A 24,785-nucleotide genomic window follows, 5' to 3' on the forward strand; every position below is an offset into this window, starting at 1 on the left:
ACGCCTATCCGGCAGGGCAAGACCTACGGGTGTAAAAACGATACCGCCTGAACGCCGGCCAGCAGAGTCAGCAGGGCTGTGACGATCGAGATAAAGCGCCGTTCAAGGAAGCGACGGCGCGGCCGTGCCGCCCCTGCCGGCGAAGCCACATGCCGTAACCGTCCGGCGACCGCGCGCATGGGGATATAGGTTTTCGCCGGTAGCCATCTCCCTATCCGGCTCCGCAACGTCCTGGCCTCCGGCGCCTCGATGCGTAGCCGCAGGCAACGTGCACGGACCACGCGCGCCGCGCGTGTCCTGCGCTCCTCGAAGCTGGGAAACCCGGACCCGGCGGCATCATGCCTGGCCGCCAGCATAGCCGGCCGCGAGGCGATGAAGCGCACCATGTCGGTGACGTGGCTGCCTTCCGGAGCCACCAGCGACAATTCGCTCAGAGTGCCTTTGGGCGCGTCACCGGATGCGCGCCGGAAAAAGAGATGCATTGCTCCGTAGGTGCCCGAAACACAACTGATCAGCCGGCTGGCCGTCCAGTCGACTTCCGGGTGACGGCGTTGCAAGGCATGCAGGGTTTGCACAGACGGAATAGCGCGACCGCCGACGGTGACACTGACCTTGCGCTTATCCGCGGCATAGTGTGCGGCCTTATCGAAGATCGACAGAATAGTGGCGTCGTCCGTATCCGGAATACTGTAACGCCTCGTCTTAAGCCTGTTTGTCATGCTTCAGCCCCTGGATCGATATGTCGAAAGTCTGTAGCGGTTTTCGACAAGATATCGCGATAAGCAAACTCAGATCGCAGATATGCGACCCTGTTGAGAGCCCGATAAAACACTTATCGTGCCCTTATTTTTTCGTATTGCGATACTCAACCCGCATCTCTTTGCAAGTGCAGTGCCATATCGCCTGCCCGGCAAGGCATTCAAACGATAGCACCAGCATTTCGTTAAAAATTACTCAAAGTAGCAAGCACTCGTCTTCGTCAAAAAAGTAGAAAATTATCTCTATACTATTCAAAGAAATAAATGCTGAACGCGCAATTAATCATAAAAATAAAAAAGCCATTAAAAACCCTGTGTTGATTTGACGTTCAGGGGCGGCATTGTACCGCGTATCAGTAGAGTTCCATCACCATGCTTAACAAGTTTAAACTAGGCTCCGCAATCGTTTCTATGGTTTTAACCTTGGGACTTGGCGGAATGAGCAGTATTGCCGAAGCCAAACCGGCCATCGGCACAGCGGGTCCGGCCAGCCGGGACGAAACCGTTATCAAGTCCTATTTCGACATGATGCAATATCGCAACCTGACGCGGTACCGCTTTGACGCCTATCTGACGGCGGATCAGGACGCCACCCGGGTCACGATGGTCCGGATGATGCAAAAAAATGCCAAGGCGCGCGGTATTGTTCTGCGTCCTATCCTGGCCTTCCCGTTTGCGTTCGGCGACCGTACCGACTTCGGCAAATATCCGAAGGGCGACGCCGCGGCGCTCTATCGCCAGGGCTACGACCGGACCTACGCCTTCGTCAACGAATTCAAGCATGAAATCAATGACTACGAAATGGGCAACGAACTAAACCTGCTGGTGACGGACCCTACGACGAAACAACCCCTGTGGGGCAAGGGCTTCACCGCGCGCGAATTCGACACCCAGGTGATGAACGACTGGGCGATGGTTCTCAAGGGTGCTTCGGACGCGATCGACAAGATCAATGCCGACAATGGCCTGAAACTGCGCCGCATCCTGAACACGACGTCGACCCACTTTGGTTTCCTCGACTTCATGGCCTCCAAGGGCGTGAAGTACGAAGTCATCTCCTACCACTACTATGAACGCCTTGGCACCGACCCTAATTTCTACTGGGGCACGTTCAACCTCTTTTACAAGCTGTCGCAATACAACAAGCCGGTACACTTCAACGAAGTCAATTGCGGTGAAATCTACGATCCGACGTACGAAAACGTCTGGGGTGGACGCCTGGTTGAGAACTGCAACAAGAGCCTGAACAACGCGCTCAACTACATGACCAACCAGAAGTACCTGAATATCGAAGACATCGATATCTACGAACTGGTCGACGACCCCAAGAAGGCCGGTCCGGAAGCCAAGTTCGGCATCAATTATAATACGAGGGCATGGAAGATGCATCTGCTGACCGCCACCCTCTATGCGGGCGGCCAGCTGTCGGCTGACGAGCGCGGCTACATCACGCGCCGCGGTTTCCCCAACATCCAGAAGTAGATGAACACCCTGCAACGTGATGCGGCCACGGCGGCCGCATCACGTTCTGGATGTTAATCGAAGGCGATCAGCACCGGATGGTCGCTGATGTCGACTTTCAAAGCACGCGCGTTCCGAAGCGTCCTTATCGGCGCCGCCCCTACCATCGGATCATAGATTCTTACCCGCTCGGCGGGCTTTTTCAGCGTAATCGACACCTGCGACGGCTTGACCACTATGTCCCTTTGTGCCGCCGCATCCCATATCTTCGGCTCGGCCCACAGAACCAGGACATAGCTGCCATCCGGCTTCTGCAGCAGAAGCTGCATGTCATGCAGGTCATGCGGCCCCTTGATGGTATAGACGAGCGCCTCCCGTCTGACCGATGTCGCTGCGGCGGGCTCCGCCAGTATCTGGCTGAGATTATGCAGCGCCACTGCAGCCGGCTTGGGCCTTCCGTCGGCGTAGAACAGCCCGAAGTGCTTCTCGATATTGGTCGCCGGTGTATCCGGCGCATTGTCGAGCAACTGATAGATATAGGTCCGCCGGGCACCCAGGGTGTAGCCGTCGAACACGGTGCTGAGGATGTATTTGGCCTGGACCGTTTCGCTGACGGCCAGCTTCGGCCGGGCGCCAGCGCTTTCGTCGGTGGCAAAGCCCGTTTCCGTGATCACCACCGGCTTGCCCGGCGTGACGCTCTTACGGCTCATGGCCTTGAAGAGCGTCGAGCGCGGCGCCGCCGCCTGGAAGGAGTATTCGTGGATATTGCCGAAGTCGGCAGCCTCCTCGGTGCCAATCGCCTGGATATCGGCTTCGAAGTCGGCCTGACATCCTGGCGCGCCCAGGCCCTTTTTCACATAGACGACAGTATAGTTGTAGACGGGAAGGTCCTTCAGCACCGGGTCGGACTTGATCAGCCGGTGCAGATCGCCTTGCAGGTCCTGGGTTGGCTGGAAGTCACGCGCGCACATGTTGCTCTTGCGCCCGTTGTACTCGACATTCCAGAACGCCTGCATGAAGACGTTGTTGATTTCGTTCGGCCCTTCGACGGCCGCCAGAATTCCCGGCCGGGCGGCTTCCAGGTCACGCAGACCCTTGTGAAACGCGGCCAGGTCGACCGGTCCGCCGCTGCCGGGCGTCAGCGTCAGCTTCGCGTCCGCCGCCTGCGCGACCGAGACCAGGCGAGCGATCTGCTCAGGGCTAAAGCTCCTGCCGCCGTCGCGAACGTGACGGAAGCCGATGTAACGCAGGCTGTTGGCCGTAATCGCAGGGTCGGCGTAACCTGAATAGTCAGGACCCGTAAAGTTGATATGCGTATTGACGCCCAGGCTGTCCATGAAGGTCGCGACCGGCACGGCCTGGCGGCTGTTGCTCGCGCCCGCAAAACGCGGCAGGCACAGGAACACAACCAGCGCCACCAACAAGACAACGAGGCCGGCAAGGGCGATGCCGAGATTGCGCAGGGCCAGTTTGGACATCTGTTGTTCAATTTCTGTTACGGTACAGCAAGATATAGCTTTAATAATTTATTAGGGATAGGCGGCTGTACAGATTCGGCACACCTGTTACACGAATTCCGCATTTTTTCGACGTCTGACACAGGGTGCATGTGCGAAAACATTCCACCTTGCCGTTTGCGGTGCAGCATAGTAGTGTTCCGGCAGCAGTACCCCCTTGATATGTAGCGTTATTTGAGCCGTCGCAGACACGCGTTTGTGGCACGGGACTTGAATAGTCACGAACAAAGCACCGTCGCCATGATGGGTGCAGGACCATACTGACCGCGGCAGCCCGCGGTGTTTCAGGTAATTTGGAGCGAAAATGAAGATAGCAGTTGCGGGTCTGGGTTATGTGGGCCTTTCGAACGCCATGCTGCTGGCGCGTCACAACACGGTTGTGGCCTTCGACGTCGTACCGGCCAAGGTCGAGATGCTCAATCGCGGCGAGTCGCCGATCGTTGATCGCGAAATCGAGCACTTCCTGAAGCACGAAAAGCTCGACTTCAAGGCAACGCTCGACGCCCGCGAAGCCTTCGAAGGCGCCGATTACATCATCGTCGCGACGCCGACCAACTACGACACGGTGACCAACCAGTTCGACACCTCGTCGATCGAAGCTGTCGTCCGCCAGATCATGCCGATCAACAGCACGGCCACTATCGTCATCAAGTCGACCATTCCCGTCGGCTACACCAAGCATGTACGCGAAGAACTGGGCTGCGACCAGATCATCTTCTCGCCGGAATTCCTGCGCGAAGGCAAGGCGCTGTACGACAACCTGCATCCGTCGCGCATCGTCATCGGCGAACAGTCCGAACGCGCGCGCGGCTTTGCCGACCTGCTGGTCCAGGGCGCCGACAAGCAGGGCGTCGAGGTCCTGTTCACCAATTCCGACGAGGCCGAAGCGATCAAGCTGTTCGCCAACACCTACCTGGCCATGCGCGTCGCCTACTTCAACGAACTGGACAGCTACGCCGAGGCTCTGGGCCTGGACACGCGCCAGATCATCGAGGGCGTGTCGCTGGATCCACGCATCGGCAAGGGCTACAACAATCCGTCGTTCGGCTATGGCGGCTACTGCCTGCCCAAGGACACGAAGCAGCTGCTGGCCAACTATTCGGCCGTGCCGCAGAACCTGATCAAGGCGATCGTCGATGCCAACACGACTCGCAAGGACTTCGTCGCCGACAGCATCATCCGCCGCGGTCCCAAGACGGTCGGCATTTATCGCCTGACCATGAAGACCAATTCCGACAACTTCCGCGACTCGTCGGTCCAGGGCATCATGAAGCGCATCCGCGCCAAGGGCATCAACGTCGTTATCTATGAACCCGCCTTCGATGGTGACCAGTTCTTCAACTCACCGATCATCCGTGACCTCGAAGAGTTCAAGACAACGTCCGACGTTATCGTCGCCAACCGTATCTCGGCCGATATCGCCGACGTCGAAACCAAGGTCTATACCCGTGACCTGTACGGTTCGGACTGATCCCCACAAAGACAAAGCCCCTGGCGCCGAGCGTCAGGGGCAGTATGTCCGTTAGTGTGGATTGGATCAGGCGAAAATAAACTGATGACTGTCGACGGTCTCGACACCCTTCAGAAGAATGCTGTCAGCGCCATAGCGCAACAGGATATCGGCGCCGGTATCCACGACCTGAACGTCCGAAAATTTCAGGGACGTGCCCGAGAAATCGATGAAGTCGTCGGTGCCGAAATCCGCGATCACGTCATTACCGTCGCCCTTGCTGAAAACAAAGCGGTCGGAGTCCGCACCGCCTGACAGATTGTCGTTGCCGCGCCCGCCGTTCAGAACGTCGTTGCCGCCGTCGCCCATCAGGTTGTCATTACCGGCATCGCCCGACAGGTTGTCATTGTCCTGGCGGCCGTAGAGCGTATCGTTGCCGTCGCCACCGTAAAGTTGGTCATTGCCGTCGAGACCATACAGCTTGTCGTTGCCCCCGCGGCCGTAGACCGTGTCCGCGCCGCTGCCCGCGGTGACGAGATTGTCCAGATCGTTGGCGACGCCCCTGAAGCTTTCGCTGCCCTGATAGGCCAGGGTTTTCGCATCACTGCCCAGCGTATAGTCGGTCTTGTTGGTCTCGACGCCGGTCGTGGTCGTCCGTTCATAGGCCTTCAGCGCGGAAGCGTCCGACTTGACCGCGGCGATGATGTCGTCCTTGGTCAGGCCGGTAAAGTTCTTCACCACCAAAGTGTCCCCGCTGGCGAAGGTGATGACCGTATCCTTGCCCACGACCGTCAGCTCGAGATCCTCGAAAGCCACCTTCATCTGGCTCAGGTCGATCTTGTCCCGGTTGCCTTCGGACCGGCTGAAGTCGGCGATCACATCGTTGCCGAAGCCCTTGCCCTCGAAGACGAACAGGTCGTTGCCGCCACCGCCGTGAAGGACGTCATTGCCCTTGCCGCCATAGAGCTTGTCGTCGCCGCCGGCGCTGGCGTCCGAGGTCGCGCCGTCGCCGTAGAGCGTGTCATTGCCATCGTCGCCATACAGCACGTCCTTGCCACCAGCCGAACCGGCCGTGAGCGATTTCGCGTCGCCGTAAATAACGTCATTGCCGTTTCCGCCCCAAAGATAGTCCTTGCCGCCCTGGGCCGTCACCATCTGCTCGCCGTCGCCGAAGATGACATCATTGCCGTCACCACCCTCGACATTATCATTGCCGGCCGCGACCGCCGCCGTCAGCGCGGCCACATCGCCATAAACGACGTCATCGCCTGCCTGACCCTGTATGGTGTCGGCATTGACGCCGCCGAAAAGGCTGTCATTGCCGTCGCCACCATTCAGCACGTCCTCGTTGCGGCCACCGTCGAGCGTGTCGCTGCCCGCGCCGCCATCCAGAACGTCCTGGCCGTTGTGACCGAAGACCGTATCGTCCCCGACAGTGCCGCTCAGGGCGTCGTTCAGAGCCGTTCCATCGATCGATGTCTTGACAGGACTCTCCGCCGGCTTGTCGTCCTCGACCTTTGCGGGTTCGTCAACCACCGGCGTCTCGACCGCCGGCAGGGTGGGCTTGGTTATCGCGTTCAGGACGCCGAGGAGCTTTGACGACAGGGACGACAGGATATCGGAAGCGTCGGTCTGGTTCGTCACGATGTTTTCGACGGTCAGTATCGTGCCCGAGTTCTTGAGGTCGAACAGCAGGGCCTTGCCGGTGTCGTCGGTGAATTCCGAATCCTTGACCGTCACCTTGGCGTTGGCGGCCAGCCAGATATTCGAGGGCAGGGTCGAACTGCCGCCGTGATAGACCGGATTGAGGCCAGTGACATTTTCCAGCACCGTATCCGTCGCCCAGAAGCGGAAATTGCGGGTATTGCCTTCGGCCACCGCGTTGACCAGAGTCGTTGAGGAAGACTTCAGGTCATATCCGGCGTCAGTGTTGTTATAGGCATAGGTATTGATGAAGGCGACGTCATAGACGTCCTTTTCGGTCGCGAAGCCGTCGCCGTTCCAGTACTTGTTCACCGTATCGGTGATGTTGCCCATCTTGGTGTCCTTGACGACCACTGAGTGGACCGTGCCGTCGAGCTGGATGCCGGTGGCGAAGTTCGAGCCATCGATGTGCTGGCTGTCGCCCGAAACGTCTTCAATCACGACGTTATTGGTATCATAGCGCAGCGAAACCACGGCCTTGGCGAAGCCGGTGACATCGACATCCTTGATCGTCAGGCCTGACACGGTGGCGCTGGTCGCGTCCCCGGTCGCCAGGTTGTAGACAAAGCGGTTGATGTTATCCGCCGTCATGTGCTCAAGCGAGATTCCTTCGAGCGTCCCCGCCAGGCGGAAAGCCGTATTTACGTCCTGGAAGTTCATATTCTCGAACGTCAGGTGGTCCGCGCCATCCAGCAGGCGGAACACTTCCTGGCCCTGGACGGCCTGGGGCGAATAGGTCTCGGCCCGGTTGCTGACGAATGTCGCCGCCATATCGGCACCTGCCGACGAAATCCCCTTGATGGTAATGGCGCCATTTTCTGTCCCGCCATGGGTCAGGCTGATGGACTTGGTTATGTTGTAATCGCCCTGGTCGGCGATGAGAAGAATTCGATCGCCCGGCTGGGCATTTGCTAGAATTTTGTCAAGCTGACTAAGGGTGGATGCATTTTCAATACCTACGCCATTCTTCGAACCGCTTCCGGTTGGCGAAATATAGTAATCAGCCATTCAAGCCACTCCACGCATTAAAAAACGCACCTTTTATGGTGCGAAGACACATTGATTATTTACATTGACTCATTAATTCGGCTTTACGGGCATTGGTAAATTTATAATTTAGCAATGTGTATGTTTTGACTGGCTGGAAATGACCTGAAAGATTTGTAGGTTAACTACAATTTACTTTGCCGATTTCTTTATTGTTTACCATAACATCTTGGTGCGGTATCTGGCGCGCGCCTCATGGCTGTTTCGGTATATGCGGGCGTCCGCCGATGGACGCGCCGTGCGTTCGGCATGAGGCAATCTGACGCAGGACTGGCTTATGGCGCATGGGCGCACCCCATGCCATCCATGTCCCATAACCGGACATATCCCGACTACCAGGGGTGTAATAAGCGCCATACGGCGGCAAAGCCGGCCTTATTCAACTCACAGGATAAAGAGTTTTTGCGGGTACACGACCGCGTGTATATGCCTAATAAAGTACTAACGAAAACGTGAGTGAGAGTTGTCAGGATGGGCCTTTAGCGAACACCCGTTCGCCAAAATTTCGCCTTGATTGCTCAAGCCCGTTTTGTTAGTGTTTGGTTTACCAATCCTTTGATATCCGCCACCCTGGTTGGGAGCGTGCATTTTAATAAGGTTTGCCAGTAAGCCTATCGGCTCGAGGGGGAGGGCTGGTATATTTTTTGCGTTCCTATCCTACCGCATTCCCGCGTTGGGATTGCCTGCAGAGTTTTCACAACGCTTCATCCTACTGGAGATAAACTATGAGCTCTTATTTCTTCCCTCAAGTCGAGGGCACCAAGACCGACGACAACATCACTGGCACGACCGACGCCAGCTCGATCCGCGGCAAGGCCGGTGATGACATCATCAACGGCGGCACGGGCGATGACTTCATCACCGGCGATGCTGGCAACGACAAGATCACCGCCGGCAAGGGCGATGACCGCGTTGACGGCGGCGACGGCGACGACATCGTCTACGGCCGTGACGGCAACGACATCATCCTGGGCGGCGCTGGCAGCGACCGTCTGATGGGCGACGCTGGCAGCGACGTTCTGGTTGGCGGCACCGGCAACGACCTGCTGTCGGGCGGCGCTGACGCCGACCTGTTCGTCTTCGGCTTCGGCGACGGCGCCGACACCGTCGTCGACTTCGTCTCGGGCAGCGACGTGATCGACCTGTCGGCCACCGGCCTGGCCTTCGGCGACCTGGTCATCTCGACCACCGCTGCCGGCACGACCGTCACCTACGGTTCGGACTCGATCCTCCTGAAGGGCGTGGCTTCGGTCAGCGCTTCGGACTTCGCGTTCTAATAAAGTCTGGCTGCGCGCCGGTCACAAGATCAGCGCATAAGCCGAAAGTCTGGAAACGAGGAACCCAAAAGGTTCCTCGTTTTTTTATGGCCGTTCCACACAGGCCCGGCATTACGCGCGACGATATGTTGCGTCGCAGCATTTCGTATTGATTTTCGTCGTGCAAACGCATACTCATTAACCCTGCTGCCTTCTCCAACGATTTGCATGCCACGTCCCGTGGCGGCATCCAGGTTGCTACCCGCTCAGCGCACGGCCGCCGCACCAAAAAAGTTTATCGCGGATCAACGGCTTAACGGATTTAACACACAGTATGGCGTATTCCCGGTAAACGCGTAATTGGCACGAAAAATGCACCCGGCTACGCACACTCATGGGGTGTGCGGCTCTTACGTAAATTGAACACGCGCATTCCGTTCTTCAATGTGCGTCAGAACGATGCTCGTGCGCCTGACTTGCACCGATTTTTGGGTCTGTAATGGAAAAGATAAAAGACACGTTTATTGAGCAATGGCGTGGCATCGCCGTATTCATCGTTGTTTACTTCCACTACTCGGACCGGCTGCCGCCGGCGGCTTTCGGCTTCAGCGAAGGCCCAAGCGTCCACCAGCATATCGGCAAGCTGGGGGTGCTGCTTTTCTTTATTATCAGCGGCTACCTCATCGCGAAGTCCCTGGAAGCGTCAAAGACCCTTGCTGACTTCTATGCCAAGCGCATCTCGCGCATCTGGCCGCTTTTCATCCTGGCCAACCTGACCGTCTTCATCTTCCTTCTGTTCTTCTCCCCTCCTACCGTCACGACCGGTGACTATCAGTTCTATGAAAAGGGCCGCGATGTCCTTGACCTGATAGGCACCATGTTTTTTGCGGCGGACCTCGGGTTCGACTGGATAGACGGCGCCTTCTGGTCGCTGCTCGTCGAGCTGAAATTCTATTTCTTCATCGGCATGTGCGCCGTCATCTTCCCTAAGCGCTTCGCAACGGCTTTTTGTGTGTTCGCGCTGGCCGCATCCGGCCTGGATTTCCTGATCCTGTACTTCGACCGCTCCGGCCCGATCGGCTTCAGCGACTCCGAGCAATTCCGCGTGGTCAGCCAGATCCTGCACGGCCTGTTCGTGTCGCAGTACCTGCCCATGTTCGCCATCGGCGTGGCGCTTTACCGCAAGAAGTTCGACGGACTGTTCACGGCCGTCATATTCATGGCCTGTATCACCGCCCTGATCGGTGTCTACGAAATCCACCTGTTCAAGGCCGAGGACAATGTCCTCTTCATCATGCTGTTCGCATTCCTGGTCGTGGCGGATCATGTGATCTTCAAGAACGCCGTCTTCATGTGGATCGGCAAGTACAGCTATTCCATCTATCTGTTCCACCAGATGATCGGCCTGACCATCATGAAGATGGTCGCACCTTACGTCACCATGGACGCGGCCATCGTCATCGCCCTGCTGTCGGTATCCGCCATTGCCTGGGGCGCGTCCTGGCTGTGCGAATGGCGCTTCCGCAAGCTGTTCATCTCCAACCTCATCAAGCTTTTCTCGCTTTTCGGCCTGCACAAGCTGCTCATCCATATCGCGCCGACCGACGCGCCTGTCCTTGAAGAAAAGGCCAAGGCGTCTCCGGTTCCGCTGGCCGGCGCGGCTGGAAAGTAAGGCATGTCGCAAACCCGATCCAAACTGCTGTCCGGCTCCTTATGGATGATGCTGGGGACCGTCGCGAACAACATCATTGGTTTTGTTGTTTTCGCGGCCCTGGCGCGCGTCCTGGCGCCCGCGGAAATCGGCGCCGTGCTGATCGCGGTCATCTTCATCGATATCGGCCGCGTCCTGGCCTTTGGCGGCATCCCGGAATCGCTGATCCAGCGCGCGGAATGGGAAGATCGCACAGCGTCTACCTGTTTCTGGCTGAACATCGCGCTGGCGGCCATCATAACCGTCCTTGTACTGATCATCTCGAAGTTCGTCATCACGGCGCATTTCGACGCGTCGGTTTCCACCGCGCTGATGGCCCTGTCTTCCATGTTCATCATCGACGCCGCGCGCGCCGTGCACGTGTCCTATTTGCGCCGCAACTTCAAATACAACCAGTTGGCATTGCGTGGCCTGTGGGCCAACACGGCCGCCGGCGCCTTGGCCGTCTACATGGCGTTTCATGGGTTCGGCATCTGGGCCCTGGTCTTCCAGCGCATCGTCCAGGCGGTCATCACCACCGTCGTCACCTGGATCGAAGCGCGCTGGATGCCCAAATTCCATTTCGACTGGAAGGTCGTCCGCGACGTCAGCGGCTTCAGCGTCAATGTCACCGGCAGCCGGCTGATCGAGCTGTCGATCACCAAGCTGCCGGACATGGTCATATCGGCCATTCTGGGGTCGGCGCAATTGGCCTTCTTCCGCATCGGATCACGCTGCCTCGACCTGGCGACACAGGTCCTGGTACAGCCGATCCAGGACGTTTCGCTCTCCGCCTTCGCGCGGCGCAAGGACACCAGCGCCGCGCCCGGCAAGGGTTATCTGGCCGTCATGGCGGTCACGACCACCTTCGTCTTCCCGGTCTTCCTCGGCGCCGCCGCACTGGCGCCGGACCTGATCACGCTCTTCTTCGGCGACAAATGGGCGATCAGCGCGACCATCATGGCCATCCTGTCGCTGAGCGTCGTGCCGCTGGTCGTTACCCGCATGTCGTCGTCGGCGCTGATCGCCGCCGGACTGTCCAGGCCGCTGGTCGTCATCCAAATCCTGAACCTCATCTTCGGTCTCGCCGCCCTGTGGTACGGCACCCGGTTCGGCATTGTCTGGGCCGCCGCGGCAGCCGTCATCGCCGCCTATCTCACCCTGCCCTACGTCGTCTGGAAGACGACGTCAGTGCTGGATATCACCTTACGCGACTGGTTCGGCCACCTGCTTCCGCCGCTGCTTGCCGCCGGAACCATGCTGGTCACGCTGTCGGCGCTGCACTTCTGGCTGCTCGGCGGCTGGAACATCTATGTTCGCGTCGCGGCCATGGCCCTGACCGGGGCGGCGGTCTATGCCGCATCGCTTATCCTCTTCGGCCAGGCCTTCCTGTTGCGCCTGCATAAGGAGATCGGCCCCGTGGTGCCCAGGAAGGTGGCGCCGCTCTATACCCGATTGATGACCCTGATTGTCCCGCGGATCAAAACCTATGTCTGACGTCATTCCCTTGAAGCCGCGTGTCGTCTTCCTTCTGAACTCGCTAGCCGGCGGCGGTGCGGAGCGGGTCATGATGACCCTGCTGCGTCATAGCGAGGATCGCCGCGCCCAGTACGACATCCATCTCGTGCTGCTGGACGACGAAGCGCACGAAGCCTACAGCCCACCGGAATGGGTGACGGTGCACCGCCTGCGCACCCAGGGCAGCCTGCCCAAGGGGCTGTCGGCCTTCCTGAAGCTGGGGCGCCAGCTGAAGGCCCAGTATGTGCTCAGCTTCCTAACCCGCGCCAATGTCATCAACGCCCTGAGCAGCCGCGTGCTCAAGCATCGGGCGGTGATATCGGAGCGCGCCAACACGTCGGGGCATTTCAAGGGACTGGCCGGGGCCGTGTCCAAGATGCTGGTCCGCACGCTTTATCCGCTGGCCGATCAGATCATCTGCGTCTCAGGCGGGATCGCCGAGGATCTGCGCGACAATTTCGCCATTTCGCCGTCGAAGCTGGTGTCGATCCCAAACCCCATCAACCGCGAGCAGATTACCGCGCTGGCCGCCGAAGAGCCGGCGACGGCGCTGCCGGCCGCGCCCTATGTCCTCGCCATGGGCCGCTTTGTCGAAAGCAAGAACTTCTCCATGCTGATCGAGGCCCTGTCACGCAGCGCCACCTCCGCGCACCTGGTGATCCTGGGCAAGGGCCCGCTGGAAGCACGGCTGAAGGACGAGGCCGCGCGCGCGGGCCTTGGCGACCGCGTGCATTTCCCCGGCTTCTCGGCCAATCCATTTGCCTATATCCGCAGGGCCATGGCCTTTGTCCTGCCGTCCAACGGCGAAGGCTTTCCCAATGCCCTGGCCGAAGCCATGACGCTGGGCGTACCCGTGATCGCGACCAACTGCCGTTCGGGCCCATCGGAAATCCTGAACGAGGCGGCCAGCATGCCGCTCGACCGGATGCTCGAAGCGAAATACGGCATCCTGGTGCCAGTGAACGACGCTGCGGCCATGGCTGAGGCCCTGGATCTCTACGCCTCGGCCGACGTCAGATCAGCGTGGGCGAAAAAGGCGCTCACCGGCGCCGAACGCTACGACCTGCAGGCGACAATTGAACAGTACTGGACCGTTTTGACCCTCAAGCAACAGGATCGGAATGACGCGGCTTTTGCTGCATAGACGAATGTAGTGGCGATAGGGAAACACCTGCCAATATTGGTAAATTTGATATTTTCAAACTGTTCCTGTTTCGGTACAGCAGAAGAGATCAAGGCGATTTTGGGGCACTGTCAGCCGTTTCTTAATGGGAAGCTGGCAGTATGCGGCGACTACCGAATGAATGCGTTCAGGCCAATGCGCTGGGGCTGGCCTGCTGTCCTACCCTCTTCCAGCCCGCATATGTGAATGCCGCGCGTCCGACACGCGCCTTCGCATAGGCTTTGAATGAATAAGTGACCTTGAAAGCGACATTGTGACACCTGTGACCAACATGGAAAACAAAGACAAGCAAAGTTCCACCGAGCACTTCATGCCTTCGGTCAATATTCACACACTGCTTCTTCATGCACGCCGGCACATGAAGCTTTTCCTCGCCGTCTTTGTCGTGGTCTTTGTCGCGGTGCTGGCGGTCATGATCGTGCAACCGAAGACGTTTTCGGCGACCTCGGTCGTCATGGTGGATTCGCGCCAGATCAAGGCCGTTCCGACCGAGGCCGTCACGCCCCAGCTCATGACCGATGTCCTGGCGGTCGATACCGAAGTCGAACTGGTCAAGTCCAGCGAACTGGCCAAGCGCGTGGTCAAGGCGCTCAAGCTGAATGAGGTCGAGGAGTTCACCGAAGAACGGGGTGTCGGCGCCCTGGCGTCAATGATCGGCCTCAAGTCGGCCGAGCCGGACAGCGAATTGGACAAGCGCGCCGAGGCGCGGCTTATCGAGAACATCAAGATCAAGCGTCAGGGCCTGGCCCGCGTCATCTACATCTCTTTTGAGAGCACGTCTCCTGAACGCGCGCGCACCATCGTCAACGAATGGGCGCGACAATATCTGAAGACCCAGCTCGAAGTGAAGGAACAGGGCCAGGAAAGCGCCACCGGTTCATTGCTGGCGCGCGTCAATGAACTGCGCGGTCAGGTGGAAGCCGCCGAAAGCAAGGTGCAGCAGTTCAAGATCGCCAATAACCTGCTGACCGCCGACGGCGGCATGCTGGCGGAACAGGACATCACCACGCTGAACTCTCAGCTGGGACTGGCGTCTGTCGACCGCGCAGCTTCCGAAGCGCGCCTGCGCAGCGCCAGGAGTCAGCTCAATCGCGGTTATACCGGCGGTGGCGTGGCCGAAGTCCAGGGCTCTCTCGTCATCCAGGGCCTGCGGCAAAAGTCGGCGGAACTGGGACAGCGTATCGCCCAGCTTTCCAGCCGTTACGGCGAGCGCCATCCCGAACTGATCGAAGCCAAGCGCCAGAAGCAGTCGATCGACACCGAAATCCAGGAAGAAACCGACCGCGTTCTCATGAACCTGGAATCGGCCGCGGAAATCGAACGCCAGAAAACCGCCGCCATCGCCGCCAAGGTCGCGGCGGCGCGTGGCAGCCTGGCCGCCGGCAACCGCGCCATGGTCCAGCTTAACGAACTGGAACGCGACGCCCAGGCCGTGCGCAGCGTATATGAAGCCTATCTCGGCCGCTACAACCAGCTGGCCTCGCTGGAAGGCCTCGAAGCGCCCGACGCCCGCATCGTCTCGCTGGCCAAGGCAGCGATGCCGTCGTCGCCCGGGTTTATGATGGCCTTTGCCGTGGCGTTTATCTGCGCCGGTGGCGTCGCCGGCGCCACTGTGCTTGGCAAGATGTCGCTCGAAAACGGCGTCAGCACGCGTCAGGACATCGAACGGCTGGGCGTCCCGTACCTGGCCAGCATCGCCGACCTGAACACGATCGTCGGCACGAGCACGCAGCGCAAGCTGGCCGTCGATTACATCGCCGAAAAGCCGCTGTCGCTGTTCGCCGAAGGCTTCCACGACCTGCGCACCTCGCTGTTGCGGACCGCGCAAGGCAATATCCAGGTCATCCTGACCACCTCCGCCATCCCGAACGAGGGCAAGACGACCGTGTCCATGTGCTTCGCCCAGACCGTGGCGCTGGCCGGGCAATCCGTCGTCGTGATCGATTGCGACCTGCGCCGCCGCTCGCTGAGCAAGCTCATGATTTCTGATGCGAAGTCAGGCCTGGTTGAATATCTGAACAAGAAGGCGGAACTGTCGGACATCCTGGTACGCGATGATCACAGCGGCATCGCCTTCATTCCGCTGATCGACCAGAAGACTCCGCTGCCGGATATTTTCGACAGCCAGCACATGAAGACGCTCATCGAGACGCTGCGCGGCATGTTCGACGTCATCGTGCTCGATACCGCCCCTGTCCTGGCCGTCACCGATGCGCGCATCCTGGCGAAGCATGCCGATGCCATCATCTTCTCGACCCTGTGGCGGCACACTGCCGTTCCGGTCATTCGGGCCGCCCTGAGCGTACTTCGGGACAGCAATGTCAAGGTGACGGGCGTCATCCTGAACAAGGTCGACATCAAGGCCCAGTCCGCCTACGGTGAAGGCCAGGGGCTCTACTATAAGGCCGTTAAAAACTACTATCTGGATCAGTAGGTTCAGGGATCTAGATTGCTATGGAAGACGTCGTCGCCAGAGCCCCCATGCTGGGGTTTCCAGAATTAGCAGTAGGCATATTTGTCCTGCTGTTTCTGGTATGGCTTGGGGTAACGCGGCCGCTCAGCGCGCCGCTGCGCTTCCTGTTTCTTCTGTTGCTTCTGCGTTATGTCCTGAACTTTTTCCACATCTTCACGATCGTGCCGATCGCCGCCGGCCAGAGCATCAACGCCCTGTCGACCATTCTGTTCATGGTGGCCGGCGTAGCGGTCCTGGGCCGTAAGATCCTCCAGCTGAAGTACCTGGCGGTCTTCTATATCTTCTGCGTCCTGGTGATCATAAGCGGCGTGCTGAACATGCAGGTCATGGGCCTGGCCAATACGCTGATCCGCCAGGTGCTCTTCTTCTCGATCGCTGTTGCGGTCTTCCTGCTGCCTGATGACGATCGCTTCAACTTCACTGTCCTGAGCAAGTGTTTCGTCGTTCCGCTGCTATACCAGTTGATCTCACTGGCCACCCATCAGTACAAGGCGACGGAAGGCGACGGTTCGGTCAGCTATATCGGCGGCTACGTCCACGAAGCCGCTTTTTCGATGATACCCCTGGCCCTGATGGTGCTGACCGTCGCCAATCGCGACATCAGCTTCCGGACCAAGCTTTTGTGGTGCTCGATCAGTCTGGTTTCGATCATCCTCTGCAATTATCGGACAGCGCTCCTGGGCGCCCTGCCGATGTTCGCCGCCTTCCTCATCTCGTCCATCCAGGTCAAGCGTCAATCGACGACGTGGCTGATACGCGGCGGACTGACCGCATCAGGTATAGCCGGCGTCGCCGCCCTGCTTATGATGAACCAGGACCGCTTCGGCGAACTGCTGATGATCGCCGACAAGATTTCTCTTCTGGACAAGATGCCCAGCGAATTTACGACGCCGGAACGCCAGTTCCTTTCGGGGCGCCTGCAGCTGTGGGCCGGCTATCTGCATGCGGCGGCCGAAGCGAAAGGGATTCATCAGTTTATCGGTTTCGGTCCGGACTCATGGCGCGGCGTGTTTGAAAAATACGCCCACAACATGTTCGTATCATTTATTTACGAATATGGGATCATCGGAGTTGCGTTAACAGTAATTAGCATGTTAACCATGCTTTATTATTCGATTAACGCGCTGCCGAAATATAGAATTGTATTAATATCCTTACACATCAGTTATTTTCTGTTAACCTTGTCAACTATGCCTAATGTTAACATAGAAGGTGTTATCCTTTATGGTCTAATGTGCGGCCTGACAGTGCGGTATTATGCGCAAGCCAAAGAACTAAGAAGTAGGGGCATGAGTTATGCAGTCTAAAAAAGTACTGGTTATCGGAGCGCGCGGCATTCCCGACGTCGAAGGCGGCGCCGAAAAGAACGCAGAGGCGCTTTTTCCTCTGATGGCTGCCGCCGGCTATGACGTAACAGTCATGGGACTGCGGCAATATATCAAGGGCGAGCAGTACAGAGGTGTCCAGCTCCTGGCGTCCCCGGCCTTCAAGTTCCTGAATACCGACAAGATCGGCTACTACCTCTATGCCATCTATCAGGTCTTGAAGATACGTCCCGACGTTGTTCACCTTCAGGGCCTGGGATCGGCGGTGTTCCTGCTGATCTACAAGATCCTCGGCTGCAAGACCGTCGTTCGCTATGGATCGGCCGACTATATCCTCAACAAGTGGGGTGTCCTTGGCCGGCTGGGCTTCCTGTTCGCGGAATGGCAGCTCCGTTTCGCCGATGCCGTCATTTCGGTGACGCCCGCCCTCAGCGAGCGGCTCGCCAAGCGCGGCATCCGCAAGAACGTCCACATGATACCGAATGCACTGGACCCGGCCATCGTATCCGACGCGAACCTGCCCCTGACTTCGGATCGCCCCTTCATTCTTTCGGTCGGTCGCGTGACCTACCAGAAGAACGTGATCAACCTGGTGAACGCGTTCAACCGCTTGAGCGAAAGTCATCCGGACTACGATCTGGTCATCGCCGGCGGCCTGGACGACGCGCCCTATGCCGAACAGCTCCGCCCCCTGCTCAACGACAAGGTCAAGCTGCTGGGGCGCGTGCCTCGCTCCAGCGTGCCGGGCCTGCTGAAGCGCAGCGCCCTTTATGTGAACGTTTCCCTGCACGAGGGCTCGTCGAACGCGACGCTCGAAGCCATCAGCCAGGGATGCTCGGTGCTGATCAGCGACATTCCTGAAAACAAGGACATGCCGCTGCCGGGTCATCACTTCGTCGATCCGAATGACATCAATGCCATTGCAGCCAAGCTTACGCACGGTGTCGAAAACCGGCAGGAGTACGTGGTGGACAAGGGCAGCTTCCTGACCTGGTCGAATGTCGCCGAAAAGACGATCGGCGTCTACCAGTCGCTTGGCACCACGAGACTGGAGCCCGTGGACCAGCCGGTATCCGCCTAACGCCTGTTCCAAAAGATGAGGGCCGTTGCGGCAAGAGACATGTCTCGCGCCGCAACGGCCCTTCTTATTTCACGCCTGTCTAGACCGTGCTCCGTTTCGAATGAAACGGAGCACGGTCTAGATTTCTTAGTGGTCGCATGCTTGGGTCCGAAAAACCGGTTTCCACTTTTTCGGAGCATGCTCTAACGGCCATGTGGCCGGACGTTATTGCGCGGCGGATTTCAGCCGCGCCTTGGAATCCATGGCGTTCAGGACGGCGACACAGCCGATGATGCCGGCCACGATCGTAACAAAGACGGAAAAGATGAGGGTGTCGAAAACGATCCCGCTTATCGGAGCGGATTCGATCGTGAATACTTCGTTGTCCATGATAGTCCCTGGCCTTTATTATAAACGCGCCCACAGACAGACGAGCAATTGTTATGCCATTACGCGAATGGTTGGCCCACGACAGTCGCGGGCACGGTAACTCTGTCACTCCCATAGTAAGAGACAAAGTCTTCACCCCAGCGGGTTGATCACCCTGAAATCGTTGTACACCAAGGCGTTATAGGTAATCCGCCACCCTCTTCGGGCATTGTACACTTGTTTTTGCAAGGCGTACCGACACCATGCAAATGGTTGCGGCGCCCTGGACCGCTGACGGCGCGCCGTGCAAGATCAGCAGAACATGTGATGAAAATACGACAAGGCGGCGGCCTGGTCGATCGGTTTCCCGCACCATTCCGGCCACCTGATCAAGGCGTCGACAGAGTTGCGGGCGTCATGATTGTTTCATTTATGGACCAAGCGACACGATCGGGTAACCGGCTGCGCGACTGTCGACGTCTTTCAGCCCGCCGCGACGGCATCATTTCACCACAGGCCGCGGCACGGCTTTAATGTCACTAAACGACTCAACATGCCTTATCGCGGGGTGATTCAGCTCATTTGCCCCGGGGAGATTCAACCGTTTGGGGTGATAAATTTATAAATGGTTAAAAATATGGCTTTCTCTGGGCAGGATCGGACCGTTCCGGATGGACGGAGTGTCCTGTTCCGAGACGTTCCGGTCCACCGACTGTTGCATGCCTTTTGCATAAATCCGCACAGGCCCTTACCAGATAGAAACGCGTGGTTTCATCAGGCCTTGGGGGCGGGCTAACATTAATGAGGGAATTCCATGTCTTTATTACTTTCTCTGCTCGGTAAGCTGAGCACACTTAATCTTCTGGTCGGCACCAAGCTGAACGACAACTTGACGGCCACCACCGGCAACGACATCGTCATCGCCGGCAAGGGCGACGACGTGGTCAACGCCGGCACCGGCGACGACCTGGTTTTCGGCGGCAAGGGCAATGACAACCTGACCGCCGGCAAGGGCGATGACTGGATCTTCGCCGGCAAGGGCGAAGACATCATCTGGGGCCGTGAAGGCAACGACCTGCTGTTCGGCGGCAAGGGCAACGACCGCATCATGGCCGATGCCGGCAATGACCGCATCTTCGGCGGCGACGGCGACGACCTGCTGGCCGGCGGCGCCGGCAACGACATCTTCGCGTTCGACCGTAATGACGGTTATGACCAGGTCGTCGATTTCACCACCGGCGACAAGATCGACCTGACCCTGGCCTTCACCAAGTTCAGCAAGCTCGACATCTCTAGCGTCAACGGCGGCACGCTGATCGAATTCAACAACACCAGCGTCTTCCTGAAAGGCGTTGCCTCGGTCTCGGCCAGCGACTTCATCTTCTAAGATCCATACAGGATCGGATAAAACGAAACCGGCGGAGCAATCCGCCGGTTTTTCCATGCCGGATGCCGAAACAAGACCGTCAAAGCGTGAAGGTGAAAACCTTTTCCGCAATCACGCGCCCCTGCCGCTTGAGCGCATAGCGCGCGGAATACTGCCCCTTCAACCACCCTCCCGGAGGACGCTTGCGGCCAGTATAGAGCAGGTACTGCGCCTTGTTGCGGTCCAGCGCGGGCAAGGCGCTGTCGCTCATCACGGCCCCTGCCGGATCGGTAACCGTGAGGCTCTGTGTATCGCCTGCGCGCAGGCCTATGGCGCGGACATAGGCGATAATCGCCGCGGCATCGGAGGAGGGTGCCGGCAGGCCAGCTTTTTCGATATCGCCCATTTCCAGGGCGGCGGTCGTGAAACCGGTATTAAGGACAAACGCCTCACGATAAGCCAGAGCTTTCTGATCGTGCGGGCGCCATTTCGACCCCGCCAGGGACGCCCCATTGCTGCACGCGGCCTGGCTGAAGAACGGGTCTATCTTTTCGCCTTTGTGACGAAGTGAAAAATGCAGGTGCGGAAACGCGGCCATGCCCGATTGCCCGACAAACCCCAGTACGGTCCCCGCCTTGACAATAGCGTTAGCCTTGACGCGGATGGACCCTTTTCGCATGTGGCAATATTGGGTTTCCCAGCCATTGGTGTGGCGGATGACGACCCCATTGCCGCACTCCTTGTCCTTTACCGCGGCCTGGTCATAGCCTGAACCCGTGGCGTCCGGCTCACCGTCGCGGACGCCGACGGTAAAGCCATCCGCGGCGGCTATGACCGGCACGCCCCGCGTCAGGGCGGCGTGGTCGGGAATGCGAAAGTCCGTGCCGTCGTGTCCGTCATAGGTCTGGGCGCCACAGCGGTAATCAGCGACGCCTGTCCCCGGATCGTGATCGAAATACTGTTGGATCACACAGGTTTCACCCAGCTTGCAGGCAATGGGCTGCTCGAACGTCATGCCCCCGGGCGCAGCCTTTACCGGCAGCGGAAACAGGGACAGGCCCAGAAGGCCCAAGAGGTTCAGAACCAAAACACTTGGACCCCTTAGCCGCGTCCTTGTCATGGCGAACCTCCCTCAAACCGCTGTCAGTGATGCCATCGCATTATGGCGCTATGGTATTGAGCAATATGCCAAAGTGTGCAGCGGTTTTTTGGCTAAATATCGCGATAAAACAAAACCTAATGCTCCCGGAAGCTGCGCCAGAAGGTCTGGTTCAAGGGTTCGAACAGATAGCCCAGTATGGTGCGCTTGCGCAGGGGTACGATGATTTCCACCGGCAGGCCGGGCTTGAGCACGTCCTTCATGCCGCGCACCTTGGAAATCTCGCTGACCGCCTGGGGGCTGACCTCGACCTGCGCCTTGTAGAAATGCACGCCTGTCTTCTGGTCCTGGAAGGTATCGGCGGAAATCTTGAGCACCTTGCCCTTCATGATCGGCAGGTCGCGTTCCTGAATGGCGCTGAAGCGAATCTGCGCTTCCTGCTGCGGCCGGATATCGTCGCCGTCCTTGGCGTCGACCATGGCTTCGATGATCAGCGGCGCATCGTCAGGAACGATTTCCAGCATGACCTGGCCCGGCGTCACGACGGCGCCGGCATTGTGCACGGTCAAGCCGACGACGCGGCCGGTGGACGTCGCCTTGACGGTCGTGCGGCCAAGCTGCTCCGTCGCGGAGGTCATGCCCGGGGCGACCTCGCTCAGGCGGCTGCTGATCTGCTCCAGCTGCTGGACGATCTGGGCCGCGGCCTGGCTGCGGATCGAGTTTTCCTGGGCCGCCAATTCGGTGATGCTGGCGGCGTTGCGGCGCATGTCCGCCGTAAGACCGGCATTGTCGGCTTCCATGCCCGCGATCGACTGCTGCAGCTGACGCACCCGCGTCTTGGGCGCATAGCCCCTGGCTTCCAGCGACTCGACGCTTGCCAGTTCGTCTCCGGCCAGGGATTTGCGCCGTTCGTTCGCCTGCAGTTGCTTCTGGGCGCCGGCGATCAGTTCCTGGGTCTGGTTCCGGCGCTTGCTGAGCACCGTCACCTGATCGGCGACTTCGCGATAACGGAGGGCCATGGCCTGGCGCTGGGTCATCATTTCGTTTTCGACCAGCACCCGGTCGGCGCCCGTGAACATCTTCAGTTCCACCGGCTCGGAAAAGCTAGACGCGCGCTTCATTTCCGCCAGCAGGCGGGCCTGGGTGATCATCAGCTTGATATATTCGGACTTCAGCGCCAGCGCATTGGCTTCGGTATTGTCGCCGGCCAGTTCGATAAGGGTCTGGCCCTGCTTGACGTAATCGCCCTCGCGCACCTTTACCGCCGTGATGACACCGCCTTCGCGGTGCTGGACCTGCTGCCGCGATCCGCTGACCACGATCGAGCCATGCGAATAGATGGCCGCATCGACGCGGATGATCGCCGCCAGTCCGACGAAGATAAAGAAGAAGGCGGCCACGAAAATGATGCCGTTCTTTATGTCCCGGCGCGGATCGTCCTGCACGGAGAGACGGCCGTCGGGATCGACGGCGATCTCTGTTTTGTCAGCATTAACAAGTGCGTTGTCGCTCATGACGTTGCCTGGGAGCTATAAAGGGTCAAAGATATGCGCATCGTTTAACTCACGCTACGTCAGCTGTTTTTTACCAGGGCGGGCCTGGCTTTCGGGTCATCGCCGTCGATCTGGGCCTGCGGCTGCTGGGCCTTGACCCACTCATCCCGCGTACCGAAGAATCCGGCCCGGCCGTTCTTCAGGAACAGGATCTTGTTGACGACGGACAGGATGGCCGCGCGGTGCACAATCACCATGACGGCGCCGCCGCGGTCACAAAACGCCTGAATCACCTTCATGAGCGCCTCTTCGCCCTCCTGGTCGAGGTGGGCGTTCGGCTCGTCGAGGACCAGCAGGAAGGGGTCGCCGTAGAGCGCACGCGCCAGGCCGATGCGCTGTGCCTGTCCGGCAGACAGGCCTGAACCACCGGCGCCGAGGACCGTGTTGTAGCCTTGCGGGAACTTCGAAATCATGTCGTGCGCGCCGGCCGCCTTGGCCGCTTCGACGATCTTCTGGTCGATCAGCAAGGAGTCGGAATTCAGCGTGCCTTCGAAACGGCTGATATTGGCGGCGATCGTGCCGGGGAACAGGCAGGTGTCCTGCGGCAGGAAGCCGATATACTTGCCCAGGCGCTGCTGGTCCCATTCCGAACGTTCGGAACCGTCGAAACGGACCGTGCCGTAGTCATAGGCGTCGATGCCGACAATGGCCTTTGCCAAGGTTGTCTTGCCCGCGCCGCTGGGCCCGATGACGGCGACCGTCTCTCCGGCGTTCAAGGCGAAAGAAACGCCCTGCAGGTAGTAGCGGCGCTGCTCGCGGTTGGCGACCGTCAGGTTGTCGACGATCAGGGACGCCTTAGGCACCGGCAGCTGGACCAGCGACGGCTCCGGATCGACCTGGTAGAAGAGGTTGTTGAGCTTTTTGTAAGCGTTATAGCCCTTGGTCAAGCCGCGCCACTGTCCGATGATCTGCTCCATGGGCGCGATCGAACGCGTCATGAGCAGGGAGGCCGCGAAGATGGCCCCGGCCGATATCTGCTGCGAAATGGCCAGATAGGCCCCGACGCCCAGCGCCATCGATTGCAGCAGCATCTTGAGAAACTTGGTCAGGGCCGCGAAATTATCGCCGGCGGCGTTGGCGCGCATGCCCTCGCTCACGCCCGTGCTGCGGCTCTTGAGCTGGACCTGGACCATTTCACTCTGCATCCCCAGGGCGCGGATGACATCCGCCCGCGAGGTCAGGGCCTCCTGTTCGAGATAGGCACTGGCGATAGCCTGGTTGGCCGACGTGATCTTTTCGTAGGTCGCGCGCTCGTTCAGATAGGTGATGAGCGCCAGGGCTACGCCGGCAGCCAGGGCCAGCCCGCCAAGATAGGGGTGCAGAAGGAAGCACAGGCCGAGATAGAAGATGATCCACGGCGCGTCGAACAGGGCGATCACCCCCGGACCGCTCAGGACGCCCTTCATGGTATCGAATTCGCGCATCATGCCGGCAAAGGCGGCGCTCTTGCCGCCTGTGGTCGGGATGGAATAGAGCCTGTGCAGGATCTGGCCGGACAGGAGCTTGTCCAGGCGGGCTGACGACCGCGTGAGAAGCCGGGTGCGCAACTGATCGAGCCGGCTTAAGACGACCAGGGCAAAGACCAGGATGAGGGTCAGATACAGCAGGGTGAGCACTCCGCCCGTAGGCACGACGCGGTCGTAGACCTGCAGCATGTAAATCGTCGGTGCCAGATAAAGCAGATTCAGAAAGAAGCTGAAAACAGCAACGCCCATGAGGTGCTGCTTACACGCGGAAAGCGCAGCACGCAGGGCGGGATTGATAACCCTTTTTTCCGATTTACTGCTCATGTGCCAAAGGCTCCCCTTAGATGACCGGCTTCCGAAGGTTTATACGCACGGCCATCAAGTCAGTTGTTATTTATCGCGTGCGGATGATGTTTTACAAACGGTTTGTGCATTTTCACTAAACGCCGCGCGTTGCAAAACCCGCACCACCTCACAAAACAAACGGGTT

General features: G+C 58.9%; 17 protein-coding genes. 10 read left to right on the top strand and 7 right to left on the bottom strand.

Annotated elements, in window-relative coordinates:
- Window positions 1–23: 23 nt before the first annotated feature.
- On the bottom strand, window positions 24–719 hold the full coding sequence (locus J2X24_RS11665; protein ID WP_209721443.1) for a hypothetical protein: 696 nt from the start codon (window positions 717–719) through the stop codon (window positions 24–26).
- 477 nt (window positions 720–1,196) lie between these two features.
- On the opposite strand from J2X24_RS11665, the gene J2X24_RS11670 reads away from it, so the two are divergent.
- Window positions 1,197–2,240 carry a hypothetical protein gene (locus J2X24_RS11670; protein WP_209721446.1) on the top strand — a complete coding sequence of 348 codons (1,044 nt, stop codon included), beginning with the start codon at window positions 1,197–1,199 and terminating at the stop codon, window positions 2,238–2,240.
- A 53-nt stretch (window positions 2,241–2,293) separates the two neighbouring features.
- On the opposite strand, the gene J2X24_RS11675 is transcribed toward J2X24_RS11670, so the two are convergent.
- Entirely contained in the window at window positions 2,294–3,697 is a 1,404-nt protein-coding gene (locus tag J2X24_RS11675) for a hypothetical protein (RefSeq protein WP_209721449.1), read from the bottom strand.
- Between the two features lie 343 nt (window positions 3,698–4,040).
- On the opposite strand from J2X24_RS11675, the gene J2X24_RS11680 reads away from it, so the two are divergent.
- Window positions 4,041–5,207 carry a nucleotide sugar dehydrogenase gene (locus tag J2X24_RS11680; protein WP_209721451.1) on the top strand — a complete coding sequence of 389 codons (1,167 nt, stop codon included), beginning with the start codon at window positions 4,041–4,043 and terminating at the stop codon, window positions 5,205–5,207.
- A gap of 66 nt (window positions 5,208–5,273) precedes the next feature.
- Here the strand turns inward: J2X24_RS11680 and J2X24_RS11685 are convergent, their stop codons facing one another.
- Window positions 5,274–7,898: a calcium-binding protein gene (locus J2X24_RS11685; RefSeq protein ID WP_209721453.1), complete on the bottom strand. Its 2,625-nt coding sequence runs from the start codon at window positions 7,896–7,898 to the stop codon at window positions 5,274–5,276.
- Between the two features lie 764 nt (window positions 7,899–8,662).
- On the opposite strand from J2X24_RS11685, the gene J2X24_RS11690 reads away from it, so the two are divergent.
- From J2X24_RS11690 to J2X24_RS11720, 7 genes are all read left to right on the top strand, one after another.
- Window positions 8,663–9,214: a calcium-binding protein gene (locus J2X24_RS11690; RefSeq protein WP_209721454.1), complete on the top strand. Its 552-nt coding sequence runs from the start codon at window positions 8,663–8,665 to the stop codon at window positions 9,212–9,214.
- Between the two features lie 478 nt (window positions 9,215–9,692).
- On the top strand, window positions 9,693–10,865 hold the full coding sequence (locus J2X24_RS11695) for an acyltransferase family protein (protein WP_209721456.1): 1,173 nt from the start codon (window positions 9,693–9,695) through the stop codon (window positions 10,863–10,865).
- 3 nt (window positions 10,866–10,868) lie between these two features.
- Window positions 10,869–12,380 (top strand): lipopolysaccharide biosynthesis protein, encoded by a 1,512-nt coding sequence (locus J2X24_RS11700; protein ID WP_209721459.1) that lies wholly within the window; start codon window positions 10,869–10,871, stop codon window positions 12,378–12,380.
- Complete coding sequence (locus J2X24_RS11705) at window positions 12,373–13,545, top strand: glycosyltransferase (protein ID WP_209721461.1); 1,173 nt, start codon at window positions 12,373–12,375, stop codon at window positions 13,543–13,545. Before J2X24_RS11700 ends, J2X24_RS11705 begins: the two co-directional genes overlap by 8 nt.
- Window positions 13,546–13,894: 349 nt before the next feature.
- Window positions 13,895–16,018, top strand: coding sequence for a GumC family protein (locus J2X24_RS11710; RefSeq protein WP_342591094.1), 2,124 nt, complete (start codon window positions 13,895–13,897; stop codon window positions 16,016–16,018).
- Window positions 16,019–16,038: 20 nt separating this feature from the next.
- Window positions 16,039–17,364, top strand: coding sequence for an O-antigen ligase family protein (locus tag J2X24_RS11715; RefSeq protein WP_209721467.1), 1,326 nt, complete (start codon window positions 16,039–16,041; stop codon window positions 17,362–17,364).
- Window positions 17,354–18,463 (top strand): glycosyltransferase family 4 protein, encoded by a 1,110-nt coding sequence (locus J2X24_RS11720; RefSeq protein ID WP_209721470.1) that lies wholly within the window; start codon window positions 17,354–17,356, stop codon window positions 18,461–18,463. The genes J2X24_RS11715 and J2X24_RS11720 overlap by 11 nt, the downstream gene beginning before the upstream one ends.
- A 204-nt stretch (window positions 18,464–18,667) precedes the next feature.
- Here J2X24_RS11720 and J2X24_RS11725 read toward each other — a convergent pair whose 3' ends face one another.
- Window positions 18,668–18,832 (bottom strand): hypothetical protein, encoded by a 165-nt coding sequence (locus J2X24_RS11725; protein WP_209721473.1) that lies wholly within the window; start codon window positions 18,830–18,832, stop codon window positions 18,668–18,670.
- Between the two features lie 793 nt (window positions 18,833–19,625).
- Here J2X24_RS11725 and J2X24_RS11730 point away from each other — a divergent pair.
- On the top strand, window positions 19,626–20,198 hold the full coding sequence (locus tag J2X24_RS11730) for a calcium-binding protein (protein WP_209721476.1): 573 nt from the start codon (window positions 19,626–19,628) through the stop codon (window positions 20,196–20,198).
- Window positions 20,199–20,277: 79 nt separating this feature from the next.
- On the opposite strand, the gene J2X24_RS11735 is transcribed toward J2X24_RS11730, so the two are convergent.
- The 3 genes from J2X24_RS11735 to J2X24_RS11745 form a co-directional block, all read right to left on the bottom strand.
- Entirely contained in the window at window positions 20,278–21,264 is a 987-nt protein-coding gene (locus J2X24_RS11735; protein ID WP_209721479.1) for a M23 family metallopeptidase, read from the bottom strand.
- Between the two features lie 149 nt (window positions 21,265–21,413).
- Window positions 21,414–22,790, bottom strand: a complete 1,377-nt coding sequence (locus tag J2X24_RS11740; RefSeq protein ID WP_209721482.1) for an HlyD family type I secretion periplasmic adaptor subunit — start codon at window positions 22,788–22,790, stop codon at window positions 21,414–21,416.
- Between the two features lie 59 nt (window positions 22,791–22,849).
- The gene (locus tag J2X24_RS11745; RefSeq protein ID WP_281064952.1) at window positions 22,850–24,619 is read right to left on the bottom strand and encodes a type I secretion system permease/ATPase; all 1,770 of its coding nucleotides are present in this window, start codon (window positions 24,617–24,619) and stop codon (window positions 22,850–22,852) included.
- Between the last annotated feature and the right edge of the window lie 166 nt (window positions 24,620–24,785).

This window comes from Asticcacaulis solisilvae (assembly GCF_017875235.1).
GTDB classification, from domain to species: domain Bacteria; phylum Pseudomonadota; class Alphaproteobacteria; order Caulobacterales; family Caulobacteraceae; genus Asticcacaulis; species Asticcacaulis solisilvae_A.

Coding starts and splice junctions, on each gene's coding strand:
- J2X24_RS11665 (WP_209721443.1), bottom strand. CDS start 719: ATGACAAACAGGCTTAAGACGAGGCGTTACAGTATTCCGGATACGGAC.
- J2X24_RS11670 (WP_209721446.1), top strand. CDS start 1,197: ATGAGCAGTATTGCCGAAGCCAAACCGGCCATCGGCACAGCGGGTCCG.
- J2X24_RS11675 (WP_209721449.1), bottom strand. CDS start 3,697: ATGTCCAAACTGGCCCTGCGCAATCTCGGCATCGCCCTTGCCGGCCTC.
- J2X24_RS11680 (WP_209721451.1), top strand. CDS start 4,041: ATGAAGATAGCAGTTGCGGGTCTGGGTTATGTGGGCCTTTCGAACGCC.
- J2X24_RS11685 (WP_209721453.1), bottom strand. CDS start 7,898: ATGGCTGATTACTATATTTCGCCAACCGGAAGCGGTTCGAAGAATGGC.
- J2X24_RS11690 (WP_209721454.1), top strand. CDS start 8,663: ATGAGCTCTTATTTCTTCCCTCAAGTCGAGGGCACCAAGACCGACGAC.
- J2X24_RS11695 (WP_209721456.1), top strand. CDS start 9,693: ATGGAAAAGATAAAAGACACGTTTATTGAGCAATGGCGTGGCATCGCC.
- J2X24_RS11700 (WP_209721459.1), top strand. CDS start 10,869: ATGTCGCAAACCCGATCCAAACTGCTGTCCGGCTCCTTATGGATGATG.
- J2X24_RS11705 (WP_209721461.1), top strand. CDS start 12,373: ATGTCTGACGTCATTCCCTTGAAGCCGCGTGTCGTCTTCCTTCTGAAC.
- J2X24_RS11710 (WP_342591094.1), top strand. CDS start 13,895: ATGCCTTCGGTCAATATTCACACACTGCTTCTTCATGCACGCCGGCAC.
- J2X24_RS11715 (WP_209721467.1), top strand. CDS start 16,039: ATGGAAGACGTCGTCGCCAGAGCCCCCATGCTGGGGTTTCCAGAATTA.
- J2X24_RS11720 (WP_209721470.1), top strand. CDS start 17,354: ATGCAGTCTAAAAAAGTACTGGTTATCGGAGCGCGCGGCATTCCCGAC.
- J2X24_RS11725 (WP_209721473.1), bottom strand. CDS start 18,832: ATGGACAACGAAGTATTCACGATCGAATCCGCTCCGATAAGCGGGATC.
- J2X24_RS11730 (WP_209721476.1), top strand. CDS start 19,626: ATGTCTTTATTACTTTCTCTGCTCGGTAAGCTGAGCACACTTAATCTT.
- J2X24_RS11740 (WP_209721482.1), bottom strand. CDS start 22,790: ATGAGCGACAACGCACTTGTTAATGCTGACAAAACAGAGATCGCCGTC.
- J2X24_RS11745 (WP_281064952.1), bottom strand. CDS start 24,619: ATGAGCAGTAAATCGGAAAAAAGGGTTATCAATCCCGCCCTGCGTGCT.